17 protein-coding genes are annotated in these 21574 nt (G+C 58.6%); 11 read left to right on the top strand and 6 right to left on the bottom strand.

Annotated elements, in window-relative coordinates; genetic code table 11:
* The first annotated feature begins 63 nt into the window (after window positions 1-63).
* From VSR72_RS32850 to VSR72_RS32835, 4 genes are read left to right on the top strand one after another with little or no spacing between them, the layout of a single operon-like run.
* Entirely contained in the window at window positions 64-1206 is a 1143-nt protein-coding gene (locus VSR72_RS32850) for an MFS transporter (protein ID WP_342956430.1), read from the top strand.
* 48 nt (window positions 1207-1254) lie between these two features.
* A complete protein-coding gene (dkgB, locus tag VSR72_RS32845) occupies window positions 1255-2061 on the top strand; it encodes a 2,5-didehydrogluconate reductase DkgB (RefSeq protein ID WP_342956428.1) in 807 nt (268 codons plus the stop codon).
* Window positions 2062-2110: 49 nt separating this feature from the next.
* Entirely contained in the window at window positions 2111-3109 is a 999-nt protein-coding gene (locus VSR72_RS32840) for an aldo/keto reductase (RefSeq protein WP_342956427.1), read from the top strand.
* Window positions 3110-3122: 13 nt separating this feature from the next.
* Complete coding sequence (locus VSR72_RS32835; RefSeq protein ID WP_342956426.1) at window positions 3123-3551, top strand: SRPBCC family protein; 429 nt, start codon at window positions 3123-3125, stop codon at window positions 3549-3551.
* Window positions 3552-3567: 16 nt separating this feature from the next.
* Here the strand turns inward: VSR72_RS32835 and VSR72_RS32830 are convergent, their stop codons facing one another.
* Both VSR72_RS32830 and VSR72_RS32825 read right to left on the bottom strand, forming a co-directional pair.
* On the bottom strand, window positions 3568-4707 hold the full coding sequence (locus tag VSR72_RS32830) for an iron-containing alcohol dehydrogenase (protein ID WP_342956425.1): 1140 nt from the start codon (window positions 4705-4707) through the stop codon (window positions 3568-3570).
* Window positions 4708-5278: 571 nt separating this feature from the next.
* Window positions 5279-6973: a site-specific integrase gene (locus VSR72_RS32825; protein WP_342956424.1), complete on the bottom strand. Its 1695-nt coding sequence runs from the start codon at window positions 6971-6973 to the stop codon at window positions 5279-5281.
* Window positions 6974-7141: 168 nt separating this feature from the next.
* On the opposite strand from VSR72_RS32825, the gene VSR72_RS32820 reads away from it, so the two are divergent.
* Together VSR72_RS32820 and VSR72_RS32815 are read left to right on the top strand one after the other, a co-directional pair.
* Entirely contained in the window at window positions 7142-7774 is a 633-nt protein-coding gene (locus tag VSR72_RS32820; RefSeq protein WP_342956423.1) for a hypothetical protein, read from the top strand.
* 295 nt (window positions 7775-8069) lie between these two features.
* Window positions 8070-9278 carry a hypothetical protein gene (locus VSR72_RS32815; protein WP_342956422.1) on the top strand — a complete coding sequence of 403 codons (1209 nt, stop codon included), beginning with the start codon at window positions 8070-8072 and terminating at the stop codon, window positions 9276-9278.
* 69 nt (window positions 9279-9347) lie between these two features.
* On the opposite strand, the gene VSR72_RS32810 is transcribed toward VSR72_RS32815, so the two are convergent.
* Together VSR72_RS32810 and VSR72_RS32805 are read right to left on the bottom strand one after the other, a co-directional pair.
* Complete coding sequence (locus VSR72_RS32810) at window positions 9348-10070, bottom strand: alpha/beta hydrolase (protein ID WP_342956421.1); 723 nt, start codon at window positions 10068-10070, stop codon at window positions 9348-9350.
* Window positions 10054-11073 (bottom strand): hypothetical protein, encoded by a 1020-nt coding sequence (locus VSR72_RS32805; protein WP_342956420.1) that lies wholly within the window; start codon window positions 11071-11073, stop codon window positions 10054-10056. The genes VSR72_RS32810 and VSR72_RS32805 overlap by 17 nt, the downstream gene beginning before the upstream one ends.
* A gap of 567 nt (window positions 11074-11640) precedes the next feature.
* On the opposite strand from VSR72_RS32805, the gene VSR72_RS32800 reads away from it, so the two are divergent.
* Together VSR72_RS32800 and VSR72_RS32795 are read left to right on the top strand one after the other, a co-directional pair.
* Window positions 11641-13302, top strand: coding sequence for a hypothetical protein (locus VSR72_RS32800; protein WP_342956419.1), 1662 nt, complete (start codon window positions 11641-11643; stop codon window positions 13300-13302).
* Window positions 13303-13965: 663 nt separating this feature from the next.
* Complete coding sequence (locus VSR72_RS32795) at window positions 13966-14538, top strand: hypothetical protein (RefSeq protein WP_342956418.1); 573 nt, start codon at window positions 13966-13968, stop codon at window positions 14536-14538.
* Window positions 14539-14604: 66 nt separating this feature from the next.
* Here the strand turns inward: VSR72_RS32795 and VSR72_RS32790 are convergent, their stop codons facing one another.
* A complete protein-coding gene (locus VSR72_RS32790; RefSeq protein WP_342956417.1) occupies window positions 14605-15150 on the bottom strand; it encodes a hypothetical protein in 546 nt (181 codons plus the stop codon).
* A gap of 169 nt (window positions 15151-15319) precedes the next feature.
* On the opposite strand from VSR72_RS32790, the gene VSR72_RS32785 reads away from it, so the two are divergent.
* Both VSR72_RS32785 and VSR72_RS32780 read left to right on the top strand, forming a co-directional pair.
* Window positions 15320-15841, top strand: a complete 522-nt coding sequence (locus VSR72_RS32785; RefSeq protein WP_342956416.1) for a hypothetical protein — start codon at window positions 15320-15322, stop codon at window positions 15839-15841.
* Between the two features lie 314 nt (window positions 15842-16155).
* Window positions 16156-16725 carry a hypothetical protein gene (locus tag VSR72_RS32780; RefSeq protein ID WP_342956415.1) on the top strand — a complete coding sequence of 190 codons (570 nt, stop codon included), beginning with the start codon at window positions 16156-16158 and terminating at the stop codon, window positions 16723-16725.
* A 340-nt stretch (window positions 16726-17065) separates the two neighbouring features.
* Here VSR72_RS32780 and VSR72_RS32775 read toward each other — a convergent pair whose 3' ends face one another.
* Window positions 17066-17644 carry a hypothetical protein gene (locus VSR72_RS32775; protein ID WP_342956414.1) on the bottom strand — a complete coding sequence of 193 codons (579 nt, stop codon included), beginning with the start codon at window positions 17642-17644 and terminating at the stop codon, window positions 17066-17068.
* Window positions 17645-17910: 266 nt separating this feature from the next.
* On the opposite strand from VSR72_RS32775, the gene VSR72_RS32770 reads away from it, so the two are divergent.
* Window positions 17911-21486: a hypothetical protein gene (locus tag VSR72_RS32770; RefSeq protein WP_342956413.1), complete on the top strand. Its 3576-nt coding sequence runs from the start codon at window positions 17911-17913 to the stop codon at window positions 21484-21486.
* Window positions 21487-21574 lie beyond the last annotated feature (88 nt).

Below are 21574 nucleotides of genomic sequence, written 5' to 3'. Positions count from 1 at the left end.
GCCACGGCCCGCCCGCCCCGCCAGGCGCAACCCGCCAACCCGCCGGCGCGCAGCAGCGCCGCGCTGCCGCTCCTTGCCCTCGCCGTTGGCGCATTCGGCATCGGCACGACCGAATTCTCGCCGATGGGCCTCTTGCCCGTGATCGCCGAAGGCGTGCACGTGTCGATCCCCAGCGCCGGCATGCTGATCAGCGCGTATGCGATCGGCGTGATGGTGGGCGCGCCTCTCATGACGCTCGCCCTCGCGCGCTGGCCGCGGCGCACCGCGCTCATGGCGCTGATGGGCATCTTTACGCTCGGCAACCTGCTTTCCGCCATCGCCCCCGACTACACCACGCTGCTGCTCGCACGGCTCGTCACGAGCCTGAATCACGGCGCGTTCTTCGGCATCGGCTCGGTGGTGGCCGCGAGCTTCGTGCCGCGCGAACGTCAGGCAAGCGCCGTCGCGACGATGTTCATGGGCCTCACCATCGCGAACATCGGCGGCGTGCCCGCGGCCACGTGGCTCGGTGAAACCATAGGCTGGCGCATGTCGTTCGCCGCGACCGCCGGGCTCGGCGCGCTCGCCATTTCAGGCTTGTGGGCCGCCTTGCCCAGGGGCGAGGCGGGCGAAATGCCCAACCTGCGCGCCGAACTCGGCGTGCTCACGCGCCCGGTGGTGCTCGGCGCGCTCGCGACCACGGTGCTCGGCGCGGGCGCAATGTTCACGCTCTACACCTATGTCACGCCCACGCTCACGCATCTCACGGGCGCGACGCCCGGCTTCGTGACAGCCATGCTCATGCTGATCGGTGTGGGCTTTTCCATCGGCAACGCGGCGGGCGGGCGTCTCGCGGACCGCTCGCTCGACGGCACGCTGCTTGGTTTCCTCGCGCTGTTGATCGTTGTGATGCTCGCGTTTCCGGCGCTGGCCACAACGCATGTGGGCGCGGCGGCTGCTCTGCTCGTTTGGGGCATCGCGACGTTCGCTGTCGTGCCGCCGCTGCAAATGCGCGTGATGCGCGCCGCTCACGATGCGCCGGGGCTCGCCTCGTCGGTCAATGTCGGCGCATTCAACCTCGGCAACGCGCTGGGCGCCGCCGCGGGCAGCGCCGCACTCTCGGCCAGTTTCGGCTACGGCGCGGTGCCGATTGTCGGTGCGTTCATCGCGCTTGGCGGCGTGGCGCTCGTCATTGCGCAAATCGCCCTGAAACGTCGCTCGCGTTAAATCTCGTTTATCGCTTAGGTAACCCAATCATTTTTTGTGGAGAACATCATGAGCAAGATTCCCGCTTTCGGGCTCGGCACGTTCCGCCTGCAAGGCCAGGTTGTCATCGACTCCGTGCGTAACGGTCTTGAAGTCGGTTACCGCGCCATCGACACCGCCCAGATCTACGGCAACGAAGCCGAAGTGGGCGAAGCGATCGCCGCGTCCGGCATCGCGCGCAACGATCTCTTTCTCACGACCAAGATCTGGGTCGATAACTACTCGCGTAAAAAGCTGGTTCCGAGCTTGAAGGAAAGCCTGAAGAAACTGCGTACCGACACAGTCGATCTCACGCTCATTCACTGGCCCGCGCCCAACAACGGCGTGGCGCTCGAAGAATTCATGAGCGCGCTGGCCGAAGCGAAATCGCAAGGACTGACCAGACAGATCGGCATCTCCAACTTCAATATCGAACTGACGAAGCAGGCAATCGCCGTAGTCGGCAAAGACAACATCGCGACCAACCAGATCGAACTGAGCCCGTATTTGCAGAGCCACAAGCTCGTTGGCTTCCTGAAGCAAGAAGGCATTCACGTAACGTCGTACATGACGCTCGCCTACGGCAAGGTGCTCGGCGATCCGGTCATCCGCGCGATTGCTGAGCGTCGCCATGCCACGCCCGCGCAGGTCGCGCTTGCCTGGGCGTTGCGTCTGGGCTACTCCGTCATCCCCTCTTCGACGAAGCGCGAAAACCTCGCCAGCAACCTGCTCGCGCAAACACTGGAACTCTCGGACGACGACATGGCGCAGATCACCGCGCTCGAACGCAACGGCCGTGAAGTGAGCCCCGAAGGCCTTGCTGCACAGTGGGACTAAAACGGGATTGAAGCGTCAGCGGCATTTTTTGAATATCGAAGGAACACCCATGCGTATCATCATTCCCTCGCGGATCGGCTTTGGCACCGCTCCGCTCGGCAACATGTATCGCCAGATTCCCGAAACGGAGGCCATCGCCACCGTTGAGTCTGCCTGGCAAAGCGGTATTCGCTATTTCGACGCGGCCCCGCTTTATGGCGCAGGTCTCGCGGAGCTGCGTCTGGGCGAAGCACTAGCGCGCCACCCGCGCAACGAGTACGTGCTCGGCACCAAGGTAGGCCGCCTCATTCTGGACGAAGTGGAGTCCACCACGGCGCGCGATCTCGGCGAAAAAGGCGGCCTGTTCGAGCACGGTCTGCCGAACCGCATCGTCTACGACTACACCGAAGCGGGCACCATGCGCTCGATCGAAGACAGTCTCAAGCGTTTGCGCACCGACCATCTCGACTATGTCTGGATTCACGACCCGGCCGTCGATTTCCACGGCGACGCGTGGCGCGACGTATTCGACGTTGCGATGAATGGCGCGGCAAAGGCGCTCACGCGTCTACGCGAGGAAGGCGTGATCAAGGCGTGGGGACTCGGCGTGAACCGTGTCGAGCCGTGCGAACTGGCGATCGAGCGCGCCGACCCCGACGGCTTCCTGCTCGCCGGCCGCTACACCCTGCTCGACCATGCCAGCGCGCTCGAAAAGCTCATGCCCGCCGCTCAGGCGCGCGGTCTCGGCATTATCGTTGGTGGTCCTTATAATTCCGGCCTGCTTGCAGGCGGCACGCATTACGAGTACCAGAAGGCGCCGCAAGCCATGATCGATCGCGTCGAGCAGATCAAGGCGATCTGCTCGCGTTACGGCGTAGATATCCGTGCGGCCGCACTGGCGTTTTCGCTTGCCCATCCGGCAGTGGCAGGCGTGATTCCCGGCGCGAGCCGTCCCGAGCGCATTGCGGAAAATCTGGCGCTCGCCAGCAGCGCGATTCCTGCCGAGCTGTGGGACGAACTCAAGTCGGCTGGCGTGATCAGCGCGAACGCGCCGACACCGCAGAACTGAGGAGGCGCAGATTATGGCTAACGTCAGCGTATCCATCGAAATCGGGGCACCCGTCGAGCAGGTCTGGGCGATGCTCGGCGATTTCAACGGCCTCCCCGCGTGGCTCGAATTCGTGCGCTCATCGCGCCTTTCAGACGGTGGCCGCATTCGCCACCTCGAAGCGATGGGCGGCGCGATCATCGTCGAGGAACTGCTCGAGCACAGCGAGCACGACATGTTCTATCGCTACACGATCGTCGAAGGTCCCGATCCCGTATCGGACTACGTGGCAACGCTGTCCGCGCAGCAGATCGATGCGGGAAAAACGGCCGTCACGTGGGCGAGCCGTTTCGAACCGCGCGAAGCACAGCAGGCCACTTCGCTCGTCGAGCATTACGAGGTGCTGTACCGCGCGGGACTCGACCGCCTCAAGACGCTCACTGAGGCGCGCGCTCGCGCTTGACCGAAGCCGCGCCGTGTTACATCGACGATTCGAGCATGGCGCGGTAATCGTCTTCGGAAGCTTCGCGCGGATTGGTCTTGTGGCTGTGATCCTTGAGCGCACCCTTGATGATCTCGGGGAACATCTCAGCGCTCACACCAAGCTGCGCGAGGCCCGTCGGCAAGCCGAGGCGCTCGGTCATCGTGCGCACGGCAGGCGCCACTTCGGCGCCGCTGCCCAGCCCCATCGCCGTGGCCAGCCGGTTGAGCTTGCCTTCGTCGCGCACCGAAGGCGCTTGCTCGTTGAACCGCAGCACAGCCGGCAGAAAGATAGCGTTCAGCGTGCCATGATGCAAACGCGGATTGATGCCGCCGAGCGAATGGCTCAGGCTGTGTACGCAACCCAAACCCTTCTGGAACGCCAGCGCGCCCTGCATCGACGCGCTCATCATGTTCAGCCGCGCCACGCGGTCGCCGCCGTCGCGCGTTGCACGCTCGATATGACGCCACGCGCGCCACAAGCCGTCGAGCGCAATGCCATCAGCGGGCGGATTGAAGGCGGGCGCGAGGAAGGTCTCCATGCAATGCGCGATGGCGTCCATGCCCGTCGCCGCCGTCAATGCAGACGGCAGGCCCAACGTGAGTTCGGGATCGCAAATCGCCACACGCGGCACGACGTAAGGCGAAATCACGCCGACCTTGCGGCCATCATCGAGAATCAGAATCGCGCCGCGCCCCACTTCGCTGCCGGTGCCCGCCGTCGTCGGCACCGCGATGACCGGGGCCGTCCTGGCCGTGATGTTTGCCGCGCCGCCTTCGATCACGGCGAAGCGCTGCAGCGGACCTTCGTGCGTCGCGCAAACGGCCACGCCTTTTGCAAGATCGATTGCCGAACCGCCGCCAACGGCGACGATGCCGTCGCACTCGCCAGCGCGATACGCCGCCACGGCCTCGCGCACTGCCGATTCGTTCGGGTTGGGCGGCGTGCCGTCGTAGATCGTTGCGGGCGCAACGCCTGCCAGTGCGCTCAGTACGCTATCGATGATCCCCGCCGCGCGCACGCCTTTGTCAGTGACGATCAAAGGCCGGCTTATGCCCACTCGTTCGCATTCGTTCTTGAGCAGACGAATGGCGCCGAAATCGAACTGAATCTGCGTGACGTAGTTGATGAGAGACATAGGATTGAGCGTCAGTTATAGTGAATTCAACCGCTGCGGCAGCAATCGCTGCTGACTGCAATTCAACTACCGCATTTCAGTCTTACAGTGCTATTGTTTTGGGCCAGTATAGGGAGACGCCCAGTACGCGGTAATTGAGAAGATTTGATACAGCTATAACTTTTCCTCAACCCCATGACCCCGTCGCTCAATTCGATCATGTCACTGTCCAATAGAAGCGGATACGACCGTCGATTAGATCTGGATACAGTGGATGCAACTGTCCGGCAACGCCTTACTGGGCGTGGCGTATCCGAAACTAACTGAAGATGGCTTAGACGCACGGTGTTTATAAGGAACACAAAACGCCGCAAATGTCAATAGAGGCCGTGCAGATTGCGCAGAGCCTCCACTACGTCGCGGCGCATGGGGCTTAGGCGTGTGGAGGATGGATTGACGGCGCTGGCACTGACCGTTGTGCGGCGTATCGGCCGCTCGCATGAGGCCTACGGCGCACCACCCTCGCCCCCTTGCTTCCAGATCAAGTATCTGCGCGTACTCGCCCTGTCAATTTCGTCGGCCTAACTTCCGACTAGCGCTTGAAGTTGTCCATCCCGAACGCCCGATCGAACTGCCGGGCTCGCTGCACTTCGTCGCTGTGAAGATAGGTCGACGTCGTCGAGATCGAAGCATGGCGAAGGTTGTCACGGACCATGATGAGCTCGGCACCCCGTGCTAGCGCGTGTGACGCGTGTGTGTGGCGCATCCAGTGCGGGCTCGCGCGGCGCAGCTTCGCACCCGTCGCTGGTTGTTCGTCCTGAATAGCGTTGGCTACCAGTACGAAGAACCTGCGTAGAACGCGCCAAAGTCGAGTGCTTTCAATGCCCGCACCATCCTCCTCAAGACTCGCAACAAGCGGTGTCGCTGGATCCCAGCGGGCGGGCGTGACCGGGAGTCGACGCTGTACAAGATACTGGTCGAGCGAGTTCCGTGCGAGCGAAGGTAACGCCACCTTACCCAGCTTGCCGCCCTTGCCGAGCACATGCAGCCATTGATTGCCGTGCTCGTCGCGGTGGATATCGCCAAGGGTTGCGCCGACTAGCTCACTCGCACGGAGCCCTGTCGAGTAGCCGAAATCCAGCAGGAACCGCAACCGTTGTGCTGCCAGCACACTCCAGCCATATGACCATTCGAGTCCGTCGCCGACCGTGCGGATCAGTAGCCACTCCCCTTCGGAGAAACCACGGGACACATCCATGCCGGCGCGCTGTCTGTGGTTCTTGACCTTGACGCCGGCGAACGGGTTTGCCAGCACGTATCGCTGCTCAATAAGCCAGCGAAACAGCGCGGACAGAACGTTCAGGGCGTATGCCGTCGATCGGGCTGACAGCGGGCCAGTGAACGGCCGCCATTCGACACTATGCCGAGGCCGCGACGGTCCGATCCAGCGCTCGTGTGGTGTCGGTCGGCGCAGGAAGCCCCGGTAGGCAATTGCATCGTCTGTGTTGAGCGACGACAGTGCGCGGCCGCGTTCGACTATCGCCCAGAGAATCAAGCGTTCAGCCTCCTTGCGGTACGCGCGCTGCGTAGCGGCTGATTCGTGCAGCGCCAGCCAGGACTGGATTGCCTCGTAGTCGTTCGACGCGTTCAGCAGGCAGGCGGCCTCTGGCGCCCGGAACTGCCCTTGCGAACCATCAACGTCGTGCGGTACGCGTAACTGCTCCCACGGAACGATGTTGCCGGACGGCGCCGCGGCGATCAGCGCTCTCGCCCGCTCGGTCAGAGCCGGATGGGCCGCGAAAAGCGCCTCAATACGGCGCGCGCCCGCGACGCCGAGTCCGGCAATTGCCGTCCACCAGCGACGTCGCCGCGGAATCCGCACAGTCAGGTCGGCCAGCGTCCGGATTCCGTGTGCTTGGAGCGCCGCGACGATGCGCTGCGGTAACCACAACTCGAGCGTGTCGGTAATCGACGGCGTCGGCATCGGCAGGTTCCGCAGCGCAGCGATTGCGTTGGCTACCTCTTCGGCCGATGCTTTCGACGGGCGCTCAGCGAAGACGGCCGCCAGATCCTCGCGGTGACGCTGCACGGCGTACGCGACGAGCTGCCTGCGAATGCGGCCCAGGATGGCGCGCGACGACGCACCAACCTCCCGCCGGTCCCCTAGATAGCGGGCAACGGCGGCGCGCGCGTCCAAGCCCGCGTACCAGCTACGTAGCGCGGCCAGCTCCGCTTCGTCCGGGAAGTCCGAGCTGGTGTCTTCGGGAAGGGTCTCACGCGTTTTCATCTTCGCCAGTTTAGACGTTTCTCAGCAATGGACTGATAAGACGATTTATCTGCCCGCCCGCGCCATGATGCTTACACATTTCTTTCGATTGCTGCGCTCAGGCGTCCGATGCGCCCGTGTAATCTTCCAAACTCGTCTACAGTTGCACACACCATCAATGGAGCAGCAATGTTCACCTGGTACGCTTTAGAACAGGGTCTCGCACCGGGTATCGGCAAGTTCGAGAAGGCTGAAATACCCGATGTTTCCCAGCTAGCCGGGCAAGCTGAACAATGGATTGCGAGCTTTTTCCTGAACTCGACTCTCCGCGGCAAGTTTTCGCAACCGTTGCACACATACGTCTTCAACTTCCTGCGCAGGAGTCGCCAGGCATTCGTGGAGCACACTCACGCACGCCGCTTGACGCTTGAGTTCCTCGAGGGTCATCGCCAATCTGCGTCGAAATACGTTGATGCGCTTTACCACTGGGAAGCGTTTGTCGGGCAGTCGTGGCACGCATACCAACTGCTCGCAAAACCTGCAGGCATGAAAATGTTCGAGAAGGGTGATGGATCGCCGGCTGAACGTCTCAACGCTATCTACAACGCGATGAAGCACGTTGAATCGCGCATTGAGAACGACCAACTCCCCAACGGGGCGACGGTACCCGTATGGCTTGAAAACGAGGGCTTACGCAGCACAGACTGCCTATTCGAATTCTCCGAGACAAGAGCGGTGCTCGAAGAATTCGCATCGTGGGGGAAGTTACTTGTGGATCCCTGCACAACTCGCGAGAAGCTTGAGCGTCCCGGCGAAGGCTAACCGCAGGCGGAGACGACTTTCTGTGCAGTAGCTCGTGCGATCGAGGTTGCATGATTGTCGTCCAGTCAAGGTACCTTGACGATAGCATGGCGGCGTTCCCCCATCCCTGCCCACGCCAACCAAAGCATCTTGCAGTTGGCAGGTTCGGTCGCGCCGATAGACCGTAACGTCTCGTCGGTGGAGGACGGCCAGCGGGAGCCAGTTCTCGTTCTCCGCCATACTTGGTGTGGGCATTACGAACTCCGGCTCGGCGCGCGATTCCGCGCGACCTGCCCGGCCAACGGGAGCGAGTTCGATGAACCAGTTGACGGCTTACACAGAAACCGATCCGCTCAATCAGCTTATAGGGCACATCCTGGAAGCGGGACGCGCGGCCGGGTTGAAGGAAAATCTATATCTTGGCAATGAGGTCACGCTGGGGTTGACCACTAACAACCTGACGCTCCTTTCCAGCCAGCAGTACCCTTACACGGCGCTCGGGCCCATCGGACTGGTGAAACTGCGCGATCAGCCTCAACCCAGTGTGGTCACGCAGATCCTGAATCGGCACACGGTGAATCCGACCAACCGTAGCGCCGGCCAGCTTGTTCTGCTCGACACGCAAGCCCAGACGGAAATTGAGCAGGCGCTCCGGAGAGACGCGCGCCATACCGGGGGTACCACGGTCGCTCATTCGCTGTTCGACTCCGCCGACACGGACGTGCAGTGGATTCTCGCGCATCGTTTCGAAACTTTGTCCGCGATTACCGACGTACAGCAACATCGTTGGGTTCGTCCTCACGCAACCGTGGCTTGGGGGCACTACCAAGCGCTGAATAGCAAGGACCAACATACCCGCGAGGCGGTGCGCAGCTGGCTGTATGGTCAAGACAACAGCGGGGGTTGGGGCCGGTTCAAACGAAACGACACAAAATCCGGAACCCGGCTCAGCAGCCACTACACGAATCTGGGTGCAGGCTTGGACACCGAGCAGGCCCGAACTGCTGCCCGTGGCGAATACGCGGCCAGCAAGCTGCTGATCACCGCGTACGGGCCAAACTACCAGTTGAAAATGGGGAAGTCTGTTGGCGGCGGCCGTCCGAACGGCATCGACCAGATCTGGGTCAAACGCGATATGCAGACGGGTGATGTGTTGGAGTATCTGATCATCGAAGCCAAAGGAAGCGTCAATGCGGCGATGGGGCATCCCGGCACCGGTCAGCAGATGTCACCCAAATGGTTGTTCTGGTGTTTGGTCAGGATGGCCGCGGGGCACGGAAGCTACATCGACGCGCAAACCAGCCGGGAACTGCCGAAAAAAATACTCACCGCATTGATCAACAACAATGGAATTCCCGTAAGAGGCCTTGTATTTCACTCGCTGTACGGCTCACAAAACGAAAGCAAGGTCGTGGAGATGACCGATCTTGGGCTCTACAACTTCGTCGCAGCCTTCGAGAACGCAACGGCGGGTCTGCAGCGCTTCCATAACGCGCCCACGCAGCAGTTCATCGCGTTCCAATGAGCAGCTTCACTCCTCGTCTTCCTCGATCCCAGCGAACGTTCAGCATTCGCACAAACAGCTCTACCCTGATCAGCGGATGGCGGGCAGCACGTCTCGGACAATCCAGTCACGTGCGATCGTCGTGCATAAAGCGGGACGCTCGAGGGAAGGAAAGTGTCCGCAGCCATCTAGCGACTCAAAACGGGCATGCGGCATGACTTTGGCAATCCGAAGTCCAACCTCGACAGGAACGAACCGGTCTGCGGCCCCCCAAATCAGCAAGGTTGGAATATTGCTCGAAGAAAGTGTCTGCCATCGGTCGACGCGCGTTAGCGTTGCGTCTGACTGGCGAGCGAACAGCTCGGCACCGGCATCACGCGCCATCTGAACGAACATCGCCCGGGAGTCGGAATCCTCGGCGGGAATTGCCCCCTCAGCGAACTCCTCGATCACGATGTCGTGTTCGCCAGCGCGGAGCCTGCGGCTCGCTGCCTGAAGCGCGTCAGGATCTGGATGAGCACTCGGCTGACAGTTCATCAGCCAGAGCCCACGCACGCGCTCCGGAGCCCTCGCAAGCACCTCCATTGCGAGGCATCCGCCGTAGGCTGTGCCCGCGAGGATGAAGTCTCCGACAATTGCAGCCAGCAGTTTGTCTGCGCTCTCAGCGAATGTACTTTCGGCGAGCACGCTAACGGAGGGCGAAACCAGATCCTTCAAGCCTTCGACTTGATTGGCATACATTCGTCCGTCGCAGGGCATCGCCGGCAGGAAAATTAAAGGCAGCCGCATCCTGGCTTCAATTGAGATCGTCATCAGTGACCGCAGGCTTCATGGCAGGCGTCTCAAAATCCCCACGGGTCAAGCCCAAGCTCAGTTCTTTAGGGAGCTTCTCGATGGCAAGGAGGGAAATATGGTCGGTGATGATGCGGTGGTCGTCGAGGATAACGTACGACGGGTACCAAACGAGCGCATCCCTTTCAAACTCATAAACCAGCTGCCGCGCAACCATTCTTCTTGCCTTGAGGTTCGCGACCAGATGCTCCGCCTGCGCCGCGGCGCCTGGTAAGCTATCGTGCGCAGCGATGTGCCTGCTTATATCCTTGCCTCGCAAAAGGAAGGAGACTTGGCAGTCGTTTACATGCGTGTGCACATCCAGGATCGGATTGCGCCGGTCCGCTAGCCCGAGGAAGAGCTTCCGGAGCCAGTCATGAATCGCGGCGTAGGCGGCTTTGCCGGCTTCGGTGCCAATGGCCGTCACGAATGGATTCCAGAGGACTGGAAGATACATGATGCCAATCCGAATCAGCTCACGGGTGGAATCGTCGGCATTGTGAGAAAGCTCCGTGCGCTCCACTCTTAGCGGGGCGCCGACGCAAACGGCGTCGACCCAAGCTTCGCTTACCTCACGAGGATCGGTCGCAAACTGGATCCAAGCAGCTCCAGGCAACTCGGGAAGTCGTGAAGGTGAGCGCACTGGGCCCTTGTTGCCTAGCCCCGCAGCTGCAAACGTCAGTACCTCGCCGCCTGCGTAGTAGCCGAACACCGCCGTGACGAACTGCCTGCCTGTGTCGGTTCTAAAATGCGCACTTTCGAGGACCTGCCCGATAGGTGCTCCGGGGTCATGGTCGTGGAGCAATATGTGCGGCTCGGCGTTGATGCGATTGACAAGCGCCTCCGGGTCAACCGGCACGATTAGCTCACCAGAGCCATCGCGGCTGTCCGTCCAGATCAGCGCTGGCCGAAGTTCACCAAATATGCCATTTGCATAACGCTTCAGCGTGTCTGCTATCCACTGTCGAGTGGCTGGATGATTCAAGAGGTCAGGCGCTGTTGGATTTGACATCGATGCAAGGAATCATGATTTGAGTTAGTTGATGCGCGAGCAACAAGCGAAGCCTCTCGTGCACCACTCTCCTAGACGCACGAAATTGGAAGCAAATTGTCGGCTTCAATTGCCCCACCCGTGTGGTGCGGTCACTGTACTGCTAGAAGCAACGCGACATAGCCGCTTTTTGAATCTACCAACGTGCCGAACATCCTTCTAAGGAAGTTTTGCTGGCATAACCGGACCGCGCCATAAACTATGAAATGATACCGGGAGCTCCTATGGGACCAAACGCTCAAGTGTTCCCTGTCCTCATGCCTGCGCACACAACAGCAAGACTTCAAGTTCCTAACACGCTGTAAGCCTTGCATATGTGCGGTAACGCACACCGAGCAGTCACAGATATCGTTACGCTCAACGGAACGGATCTCATCTTCACACCTCGATAACTAATTAGCATTACTACACATAGTTTTGAATAAAAGAAAATAGACCATGTCATCACAACAATTATTTTAGATTTGCGGACGACGTTTGAAAACCAAGCGGAGTGGCGAAATGAAAAAGAAAAATACTTCGGCTGTCGCAGTGTCCATAGCTTCCGCCGTTTCTCTGTTGTGTACGGGTTGCGGTGCTGGGATCAACGTGACGCACGTCACAACGAATTCGGGGGCATTGACCGGCGTTCCTTGGACACTATCTATGACGCAATTCACTCTGGTCGTGTCGCGAGAAGTCACCGGATGCACGGACACCCTTAAAGGCAAGGTGAATGTTCAGGTTACGCCGGGGCGCGCGCCGGATCCGGATCAACGGTATTTGCTCGATTCCACCGGATGGTTTTCGACTAGCGACATAACGTCCAATCTAGCCTCCGACGGGAGCAATACCGGACTTAACGCGTCATCAGAAGACGAGACAGGGAAAATCATAGCAAGTGTGGCGACAACCGCGGCACAGATTGTGATTGGCGGCGCGGTATTGGGTGGCCACGCACCGGTTGGCGCCGGCCCCGAAATAACAGGTGGCGAGGGTGCGCCACCCCCTGTGCAGGTAGCGTGTTCAGATTCCGTGGTAAAAGCCTTCGCGAAGCTGCGACCAAAAAATCAAATCAGTCTTCAAAAGCGCGTAACGCAAGAAACGAAGGCGCTCTCGCAGGCGACCGACAAAGTGACGTTGCTCACTGCGCAAGCGGCTAAAGACTCGTCATATAAAAAGCCCCTGGCCAAAGCGCTAGGGGTCCAGGACGAAGCGCAACAAAAGCTCACAGCAGATAAAAACGAGTTGGCGGCAGCGCAAAAAGCTGTGACGGAGACGCAGACGTTGGTATGGCCTTCTGATGGGACGCAATACGAAGCCGACAACGCCAACCATCTTCTTCCCGCAACTCTCAAAAAATGGATCAAGCATGTCGACACCGCGAATCCACCCGACACACGCCTTTTCGATTTATCTCTAGCCATCTACGTCCCGTTGCCAGATGGGAGTTGGCAGATAGCAAAACAGCACTCTACTGCCGATCCTTCAATCGGCGTCCCTGTTAGAACAGCAGCGCCAGGAAGACTCCTAGCCTGCTCCGGTGCGACGGCGTGCCCACCAGGATTGCTCAATACGTGGGTAGCCGACAAAGAACACACAGTAAAGGATCAACCCATGCTGCAACTGGGGCAAATGTACAACATACGAGCCGCGGGCGGCACATTCAAATCCGAAGGTGCAGTGATCGCACTCGATTCTAACGGCTCGCCGACCTCAATACAGGTTACCGAGAAGGCTGCGGCAGCCGCAGTTGCAGCCAGTTCGGCAGCGGCCGCCGCAACGACAGCGGCCGGCATACCAAACGCCATAGCGGCCGCTCGGTACGCACGGGCACAGGCGGAGTCAGAGCAGATTGCCGCGGATACCGCCAACATTACGTACCAAGCTAACCTGCCAACGGCTGCCCAAACGGCACGGGAGCAGGCACAAACTGCGGCGGACAACGCGACGATCGCGCTCAAGTCAGCTCAGGCCAATGCAAGGAATGCCGGTCCGGCCGCGGCGCTTGCCGCACAGACAAGTTTACTCAACTCGGAGAACGCGCTCAGAGCGCTAGAGGCCGGAGAGCCGAACGTCGAGCAGGAAGATGCGCTGAGCGCGCAAACGACGTTGAATCTGGCACAAGCCGCTCAGATAAACGCTCAAGTAGCTCTGACGAAAGCGCGCTCGCTTTTGCCCTGAGCGCGCCACAACCAGATTCAAAGGACCCTGCTCGCCCCCAAAAGCGAAACCCACGAGGATCGATATGAACATGACAGTACCCAGCTTTCTTGGCCCGGTTGTCCCTCTGACATTGACACCGCCGCCAGCCGTGGCGGGTGCACCGGCTCCTGGCGCTCCAGCGGGTGGAGCGGCACCAAATGCCCTTGCATTCCAGATGGAGACGCAGCAGCAAACCGAGTGGTGCTGGGCCGCCACCGCCGCGAGCGTTGCGACATTTTATGCAATGCAGCAAGCCCAAACGCAATGTCAGATTGCCTCGGCATGTCTCAACGACACGCCCTGCTGCAACAACCCTCTGCCGACGGGTTGCAACACATCGCACGCTCTCGAACCAGCCCTCGAGGTTGTCGGGCATTACGTCTCGGACGCACAACCAACGCCGTTGCAGCCGGCGGATTTGGAGGCCGAACTCAATGGACAGCGGCCCGTTTGCTGCCATATCAAATGGACAGACGGGTCCGGACATTTCAATGCAATATACGGATACGATCCGAGCGTTGGCGATGTCGACGTCGGGGATCCCTACTACGGCGACCAGACCATCCCATATACGACTTTCGCTAGCGACTACCACTCAAGCGGAACGTGGGACTACTATTATCTGACTCACTGAGGTGACATATGACGCTGACTGTACCCACTGAACCTGTTGGCGGTCGCGACATCGTTCAAAGCGAGCTTGCCCGGCGCTCGCACCGGGCGAATACTATCGCTGCACTGCGTGGAACACCATCGACAACGGCACCGCTTCCCTTTTACACATTGACAAGACATGACTTCACGCTACAAGACCCGCTATCTGCGGCGAAGCAAGTCGGCTGGCGTTATCTTATTGTAGACGGTGACGCGCCGGGCGTAGTGATGATCTCCACGCGAAAAGGGCATTTTGATTTCGCTGGCATCGCGTCGGGGCCTCTCCCTCAACGTCTCTTCGACGCTGTCACGTTGGCCAATCAAGGCTTGGGCGCAGATCCGATAGCTTATGAGATGCGACTGCTCGACATTCCATCAATGCGCGACTCCGCGGTATGGCTTAAAGGTTCGTCGAGTCAATTTATTTCTCTAATGGACGGCCAACCTCCAGGTTCCGCCGCACTCCGTATCGAAACAAGCGCGGACTTCATTGGACGGCTGAAGACGCGAAATTCCTTGCCTGCCACGCCCCCTGCTTCCAGTGGCCGCCCGACCAATTGAGAAACCTTTCGCGTAACGAAAGGAAGAGGAATTCGAAAAAGTGCCTCCCTGCGGTTGGGGGGGCTTTCACTTCTGCGGACCGAATGCTGAGATCGCCTTTTGGACTTGGTTAAAACCGTAAGGGACGAACAAAGCTACTCCAGCGAAAAGGATCTTCATCATGTCCATCGCGTTTTGAGCATCGCCGAAGTAGGCATAGCGCCACATCGCGACGGAGCCAAAGCCAAGGAACATGAAAAGAATGACGACCATCCCGAATATAGCAATTACGCGGCTTGTGCTCCCCGTAAGCTCGGAGTAATCAGACGGTTCGTAGGAAGTAGTTTCGGAAGCGGTAGTTCCGTCTGGGTTTTTCAATACTGTCGTAGTGGGTTCGGGTGGAGGTTTGCTTACGACAGCCTCATCCGACAACGCCTTTGCCCAAGACCAATCGGAATCGTTATTGAGCAAACTCCATAGCTTGAATAAGCAAAAGATAGTAACTATGTATGTGACGCCGATAATCAAGGGAACAAAATACATCGCATTTGTAGGCGCGACTTGTGACGGAGGTGTCTCGCTCCACGCGTTCGAGCTTACAACTAGCAAGAGAGCAACGACTAACCGGGCCATTTTCTTCCCCTCGTTCTTTGGTACGTCGCCAGCCGTGTATGCATTTTAGTAGATAATCTTGCCGTTTCAAGATCACTACGCAAGGCGCCCAACACACCTTACCGATGCGTTCCAGAAGGCGGGACGAACGATTCAATTCTTATCACTGTAGTGATCGTGACGGGGCCCTATGAAACTCGAAAAGGACAAGATTAAGTGGTGGGTTGAGTTTGCACTCACCTGTACTTCGCTGATCGCCATCCCAGTGGGCGGATGGTGGGCGTACCATAATTTCACGGTTGAAGACACGCATGAAGCCAATCCGAACGTGACGGTTACTGCAGAAGTGCAACCGTTTAACGAAAGTAGTCGCTTGCTGGTTGTTCACGTCAAACCGAAGAACGTTGGAAAGATCCCGATCGAACTAGACGGTGGCAAGAAAGGCGATATCAGCGTAGATGTGCGGGTGCTGCCCTCCAAGTTACCTGACGGCCTCGTAAAAGTGGACGCACTGCCCATAAAATATCGAGCGGCGAACATCGTGTCAAAGTTTAAGGGCGGCTACGTCATGGAACCGGGTATCGACTACGATGAAGTACAGATGTTCGTTGTGCCGAAGGACGCGACGTACATCGTGCGTACAGAGATGGACAACTATGACCAAGACCCCGATGACGAAGTCGATGCGTCTTGTGTTGTACCAGTGCAATGACGCCTCGTGGGTACAGGTGGTGCTCGCCATGGCAAGTGCACACCATTGCAGATCGAAAATCTCGAGCGTAGCGCTTGGGCGGGCCAAGCCTCCTTTGACATGACACCGCGCGAGAGACAATGGTCGAAATCTCCCAGCCTTCTAGCCACTATTCTGGCTTGCGGAATCTCACTGCAAATATGTGTTGTTTTTTCGACGAGCATCCGACCTCCATACGGCTATACCTCTCAGTCCATCAGTGCCGCGCCTGTCTGCAATCGACATTCGCAGACTCGCTTCATCGATGGCGTGCCAACTCAAGAGGCGTAACCGAAATGAACAAACCACGTAACACAACTGTTCTTAACGTCGATCTCAGCAACTCACTGCTGTCCTACATGGCCGACTGTCGCTTCGATGAATCGCACCTGACGCCAATGCACCTCGCACTGGTGCTCGAGTATGCCTACCAGCCCCATCCGAGGTTCTGGCGGGACTTCGACATCGCGATCCTTGTTGACGCGATTTCGCGGCACATGCCTCACTGGCAATCGACAGCTTCGATGACGGACGGCGGTGCCAACGAGGTTCTTCGAGAACTCGATGCGACCTTGGAAATCAATGCGTTCGACGAAGCGAACGCAGAGATGTTGCTGGCTGCGCCAATAGGAGAGCGTCCGGAAACACCTGCCTCAGCTCTCGCGTGGATTACCGCCGAGCTTGTCAGGAGGCAACTGACTACACAGCTGCGGTTCGCGCGGCGTGACGGTGAGCGCTGCGGCGAAATGGCGCTCGACGTTGCATACTGTCTGGAGCAAGCAAAGCTCGGAAATATCGTTGAGCGTACGGGCACAATTGTCGCGAAGGCATACCGTGATGCCGTGATGAAGCGGCGCGCTGAGTGAGCTGAGGTTTGAGCTGCCCTGACCTGTGCCTATCCCCAACTGCTGCCTACGTGCTTCCACAGCTGCACGACCTCAGGTCACGTCACCGCATGCAAAAAGGCGAGTTCCCGATCGACACGCCGTGGTGCGGTCGCACCGCGGTCACCTCGCCTGCTTTGCCATTGTCCGCAACGATCGGCAGCCTCCGCTTGCCAGGTCCAGATGTGCCGTTGAACCTGGCGCTTTCTGCACCTACGTCTCCAGCGAACACGGATCGCTTGCTCTCCGGAACTTCCCAAATCTCGGTGGGTTTGCGGATGCCGGTTTGCCCGCCGCCTATGTCGCCGCTCCCCAGTCGGGCTCACCCTATTCGATCGAAAAAGGTGCGGCTAACGAGCTCTGGAATCGTTTCGAATGCTCGCCTGAGCATTGGCGTCACGTCAGTGTTGTTCAGCTTGTTGTCGTCCGTCAGGTGCGCCAGACGCTGGCCTGCGAAGTCGCATACCGTAGTCCACGATCGCTCAACGACCGCCGGATCGGAGAAACCTTCGACAATAGATGGCGAAACCATCGTCAATGGGATGCCATCGCGCCCCTTGTAATGCTCCACTCCGATATCGCCGTCTTTCCGAGACCTAAGGTTGACCAGCGTTGACGGCTTACCGAAGCTCCGCAGCCCAAGGAACTCCAGTAGAAGTCTCGAATAGATTGCCGCCATAGACGTCACTGTTTGGACGTGGACAGTAAGCACGCCCGTGTGCGCCGCTGTCCTTTCACCCTCAACAATGATTTCAAACCTCGACAAGGGGTCGTATTTCTCGGCCAGATCCAGAGCAGTGAGTCCTGAGAGTACCGCTTGCACATGGTAGGAGACGATTGTGTGGTGCGCAAAAGCCACACGCAGCGGGTCCGGCTGCCTGGGGTTCTTAGCGTTTTCCATTGTTCCGCGAGTATCAGTCGACACTGCCAATGATAGCGTCCTCTTCGGAGTCAAGCCCACTCCCTCGCACCAGTCTTTGCCCCGATCTTCATATGTACCCTTAATGGACGCTGTATTAATCTCGAAAGGAAAAAATTAATGAACGCACCCCGCGTGGTCTAATCTGTATCTAACAGGTCGCCCATCCCATTCACGGGATCTTGTTATGTCGGTAACCCTCCGGATTAACTAGGATCTAGTGTTCAAAAACAGCAGGAGCGGCGCACGTGGACCTAAAGCGCTTGGCTGAGTGGCTAACGACCGCGGACGGGCTAGGAACCAAGCTTGTTGCCTTAGTTGGCGTTCCGGCAGGGGTATGGGCAGCCGTTCAAACAGCCTTGGTGCCATTTTTGCCGGCATCAGCCGCGAAGGCAATTGCCGGCGCGGCCATCCTATTCTTTTTCTGGATCTTGTGGCGTGGCTTCCAGCGTTTCGCGCGGGCGAGTCGGCTTGAGAATCCAGATGCGTTTACGTTGCGTCCAAGCGGACCAGAGACCTTGGTGGGCCGTAAAACTGACCTTGAAAGCCTGCTTCGAAGTGTTAAGCAATACCGCTTGGTTCTTATGGATGGGGAATCTGGCTGCGGGAAATCAGCGATCGTCACTGCCGGGTTAGTGCCTAGCCTGAAAGGCTCTGAGGGGCTCTTGCCATGTGAAATCCGCGACTGGGGAGAGGATTGGGTCCGAGGACCTTTGGCAGCCACATTGGAGGCTTTGTTTGAGGCGCTGACGCCGGCAAACCGCGATCAGATAGACTGGATCGCGGTGCCAGATCTAGCTGCAAGCGAAGCGTCATTAACGGACGAACTGAATTTGCGCTGGAAATCCATCGTTGACATCCTTAAACGGAGACCGCTGCTGATAGCAGATCAGTTCGACGACTATCAATTGAGGCATCGAAAACGCTTTGTAGACAAAGACGGAAATTGGCTATCGCCGGCTTCCGTTGCATACACAAATTCCTTCTGGAGACTGATCAGCGACGGACTACGCGAAGGACGATTGCACTTGATTGTAGTCACGCGAGCGGATACCGCAGTTGGCCTTTCATGTGTCCGCTTCCTTGGCGAAGACCGGACCGCTACTCGGACATTGGCCCGTATTGGGACCGAATATCTGCGTCCACTATTTCGTAACATCGCACCCGAGGATCTCAATCCTCCAGCCATTAGCAATCCCGGAAACGGATGGGAAGACCTTCGCGATCGTCTGGAACGTGACTTGCAAGGCGAGGGTGCAATCCTCATGCAACAAGTGCGAACGGTGATGCTTGGTCTCAGGCAACTACCGCTTTTGACTCCAAGATACTACCGGGTTGCAGGAGGCCTTCATGGTGTCGAGACGTTGTTCGTGTCGCGCGCTTTGTCGCGCGCCGCTGACGCCGCCGGTGGAGGAGCGGATGGTCGACACATCGCTCGCGCCGTGCTAAGTGCTCTAGTCCAGCCTGGCGGTCCCAATCAGCCACCCAAGGCGAAGCGTGCACCGCTAGCAGACTTGGAACAGCTTGCAGACGGAAAAGAGAACCATGCCACAGCCATCCTTTTATCGTTGCAAAAAGACGAAATTGTCCGGCCAGCTGAAGCGGTAGGTGGCCGGGAAGCGTGGCAGTTGGACCACGATTACCTCGCTGGCGCGGTCTTATCGGAAGCGCGGCAGGCAGACCGTTGGTCAGTGTTATTGCGTGAAGGAGCGGCGCGTCACGACGAAGCCAAGGGCGACTTGCGTCGTTGGTGGCTGACGTTACTTCCCTTTCATTCGCTTGTGCGTGTTTGCTGGGAACGTTTTCGTGGACGCCTCAAGTTCGACAACGAGGTTGGATATGCGACAGTCAGTATGATCAAACCCGTCGTCGTAGTTGTATTGCTCGCATTCGCTGGCCATTGGGCCTATGGATGGAATCGTGAGCGGATCCTTACAGCAGAGGCGAACGGTATCATTGATCAATTTGGCAGCTACGGAGGGAGGCATGCAGCGCTAGTAGTTTGGAGCGCACCCGAACCTCTACGAGCACGCATCTACGATCTTGTAAAGGATGACTCTGGACGCCTCGCTCGCGCGCTTGGTAACGGCTGGCATAAAGCCCACTCGGGCCTCGATCCCGCTCGTATGAAAGACGTGCTGACCATTTTGGGTGCACACCTCGTGGACGCGCGAACGTCGGAAGCCATGCTCGTCGAATTTGCTATTTCCTATCGCGAATTGGCGGACCGGATCGGCGACGGGGTAAATGCGAAGGTCGAGGCTACCGCACTGCGCGGGAAGCTGGAGCACGCAAATTCTGATGTGGCGAGCGAGTTCGCGAGGGCCTATGTGCCTGTAGCTGAACTGTTGAACGATGCCGACGCGAAGACAGAGGCGGCTGCACTTTTATCAGATTTGCAACGCGCTGACCCCGCCAAAGCCGACGCCATTGCGAGTGCGTATACGGCCGTGGCCGGGCGGCTAGGTGAGGCTGACGCGAAGGCAGACATCACCGTGCTGCATTCCCTGCTCGCGCGCGCCAACATAGCGCAAGGCTTATCCGATGCGTATGCGGTAACGGCTAATCGCCTGAATGAGGCTAACGCGAAAGTCGAAGCCGTCAGCCTGCGTACTAATTTGGAGCGCTCGGATTCCCCAACTGCAGGAACCGTTGCATTCGCTTATATGGCAGTAGCAGAACGCATGGGGGCGGCGGACGCGAAGGTTGAGGCAATTGGACTTCACGAGTTGCTTAATCAAGCGGACTATCAGACCGGCGTCGCCCTCGCAAGCGCATATGCAGCAGTGGGGAGTCGGCTCAGCAACGCCGACGCGAAGGCCGAGGCCCTCGTCCTCTTTGTGCAGTTGGAACATGCAGAAGGGGATATCGCAAACAATATCGAAACGGCCTATGGAGCAGTTGCGGATCGTCTTGACGACGCAGATGCGAAGACAGAAGCAGTCGCACTTTTTGCGCGGCTGGAGCGAGCAGATTCCGACACCGCTGCCGCCATTGCACGGGCGTATGCGATAGTGGCGTTACGCCTGGGCGACGCCGAGGCTAAGACGGAGGCCACCGCCCTACTCACAAGGCTGGTGCACGAGGATTCGCGAAATGCGTTCAATTTTTCGGTCGCTTATCGGGCGGTAGCGCGGAAGCTAGGCGAGGCGGATGCGAAAGTCCAAGCGAACTTGTTATTTGCTCGACTGAGTCGCCCCGGTAGCTATCTGGATGAAGCTCTTGCGACAGCATATATGACTGTGGCATGGGGGCTGAGCGAATCGGACGCAAAGGCCGAAGCAGCTGCCTTACGCGCGCATCTAAACCTTAGTTTCAATAGCAGGGCTTCGGACATCGCATATGCGGCGGCAGCGGCACGCCTGAGCGAGTCCGACGCGAAGACAGAGGCAATTTCCATTCATGCGCTCCTGCAGCAGAGCAATCGGGGTTACTTTGAAGAGGGTTTCGAGCAAGCCTATATAGCTGTAATAGAACGGATGTCGTACGCTGATGTAAAGGTTGAAGCCGCCTATCTCGCCGGTCAACTCGAACAAGCGGATAATTTCCAGATCGTCCATATCCTCCCTAAAGTCTACGGAAAAGCAGCAGCAATTGTCGTTGAGCAGAGTAGCGGCGAAGAGCGTTTATCCTGTATTCGGCAGATTTTGATCCTGTCGGGGCATCCGTTCGTGGCACCTGCTGATTTGCTTGGAGCATTGAAGCCTGCGGCAGGAGTGGATTTCGGAAAAAACATTGGTGCCGCCGTCCACTGGTTTTCCGAAAAATATCACATCGCCCCAACTCAACTCCGTCCGCCACCACTTTCTGCGCGAGCTTCATAAGGTAGGGCGATTTCACGTCGATGCGGCGCGGTCATTCGTCGACTCTGGAAGGCTTTGTCGCGGCCAATTGAGCTGCTACTGCGCCGGC

This window comes from Paraburkholderia sp. JHI869, assembly GCF_038900775.1.
Lineage (GTDB): Bacteria > Pseudomonadota > Gammaproteobacteria > Burkholderiales > Burkholderiaceae > Paraburkholderia.
The sequence above is the reverse complement of the archived record's forward strand: the minus strand, read 5'-3'. Positions and strand labels throughout refer to the sequence as shown.

Excerpts from the sequence above, each read along its gene's own strand:
- VSR72_RS32815 (WP_342956422.1), top strand. The coding sequence starts at position 8,070 with ATGAACCAGTTGACGGCTTACACAGAAACCGATCCGCTCAATCAGCTT.
- VSR72_RS32785 (WP_342956416.1), top strand. The coding sequence starts at position 15,320 with ATGAAACTCGAAAAGGACAAGATTAAGTGGTGGGTTGAGTTTGCACTC.
- VSR72_RS32800 (WP_342956419.1), top strand. The coding sequence starts at position 11,641 with ATGAAAAAGAAAAATACTTCGGCTGTCGCAGTGTCCATAGCTTCCGCC.
- VSR72_RS32840 (WP_342956427.1), top strand. The coding sequence starts at position 2,111 with ATGCGTATCATCATTCCCTCGCGGATCGGCTTTGGCACCGCTCCGCTC.
- VSR72_RS32780 (WP_342956415.1), top strand. The coding sequence starts at position 16,156 with ATGAACAAACCACGTAACACAACTGTTCTTAACGTCGATCTCAGCAAC.
- VSR72_RS32790 (WP_342956417.1), bottom strand. The coding sequence starts at position 15,150 with ATGGCCCGGTTAGTCGTTGCTCTCTTGCTAGTTGTAAGCTCGAACGCG.
- VSR72_RS32775 (WP_342956414.1), bottom strand. The coding sequence starts at position 17,644 with ATGGAAAACGCTAAGAACCCCAGGCAGCCGGACCCGCTGCGTGTGGCT.
- VSR72_RS32835 (WP_342956426.1), top strand. The coding sequence starts at position 3,123 with ATGGCTAACGTCAGCGTATCCATCGAAATCGGGGCACCCGTCGAGCAG.
- VSR72_RS32825 (WP_342956424.1), bottom strand. The coding sequence starts at position 6,973 with ATGAAAACGCGTGAGACCCTTCCCGAAGACACCAGCTCGGACTTCCCG.
- VSR72_RS32830 (WP_342956425.1), bottom strand. The coding sequence starts at position 4,707 with ATGTCTCTCATCAACTACGTCACGCAGATTCAGTTCGATTTCGGCGCC.
- VSR72_RS32820 (WP_342956423.1), top strand. The coding sequence starts at position 7,142 with ATGTTCACCTGGTACGCTTTAGAACAGGGTCTCGCACCGGGTATCGGC.
- VSR72_RS32810 (WP_342956421.1), bottom strand. The coding sequence starts at position 10,070 with ATGACGATCTCAATTGAAGCCAGGATGCGGCTGCCTTTAATTTTCCTG.
- dkgB (WP_342956428.1), top strand. The coding sequence starts at position 1,255 with ATGAGCAAGATTCCCGCTTTCGGGCTCGGCACGTTCCGCCTGCAAGGC.
- VSR72_RS32795 (WP_342956418.1), top strand. The coding sequence starts at position 13,966 with ATGACGCTGACTGTACCCACTGAACCTGTTGGCGGTCGCGACATCGTT.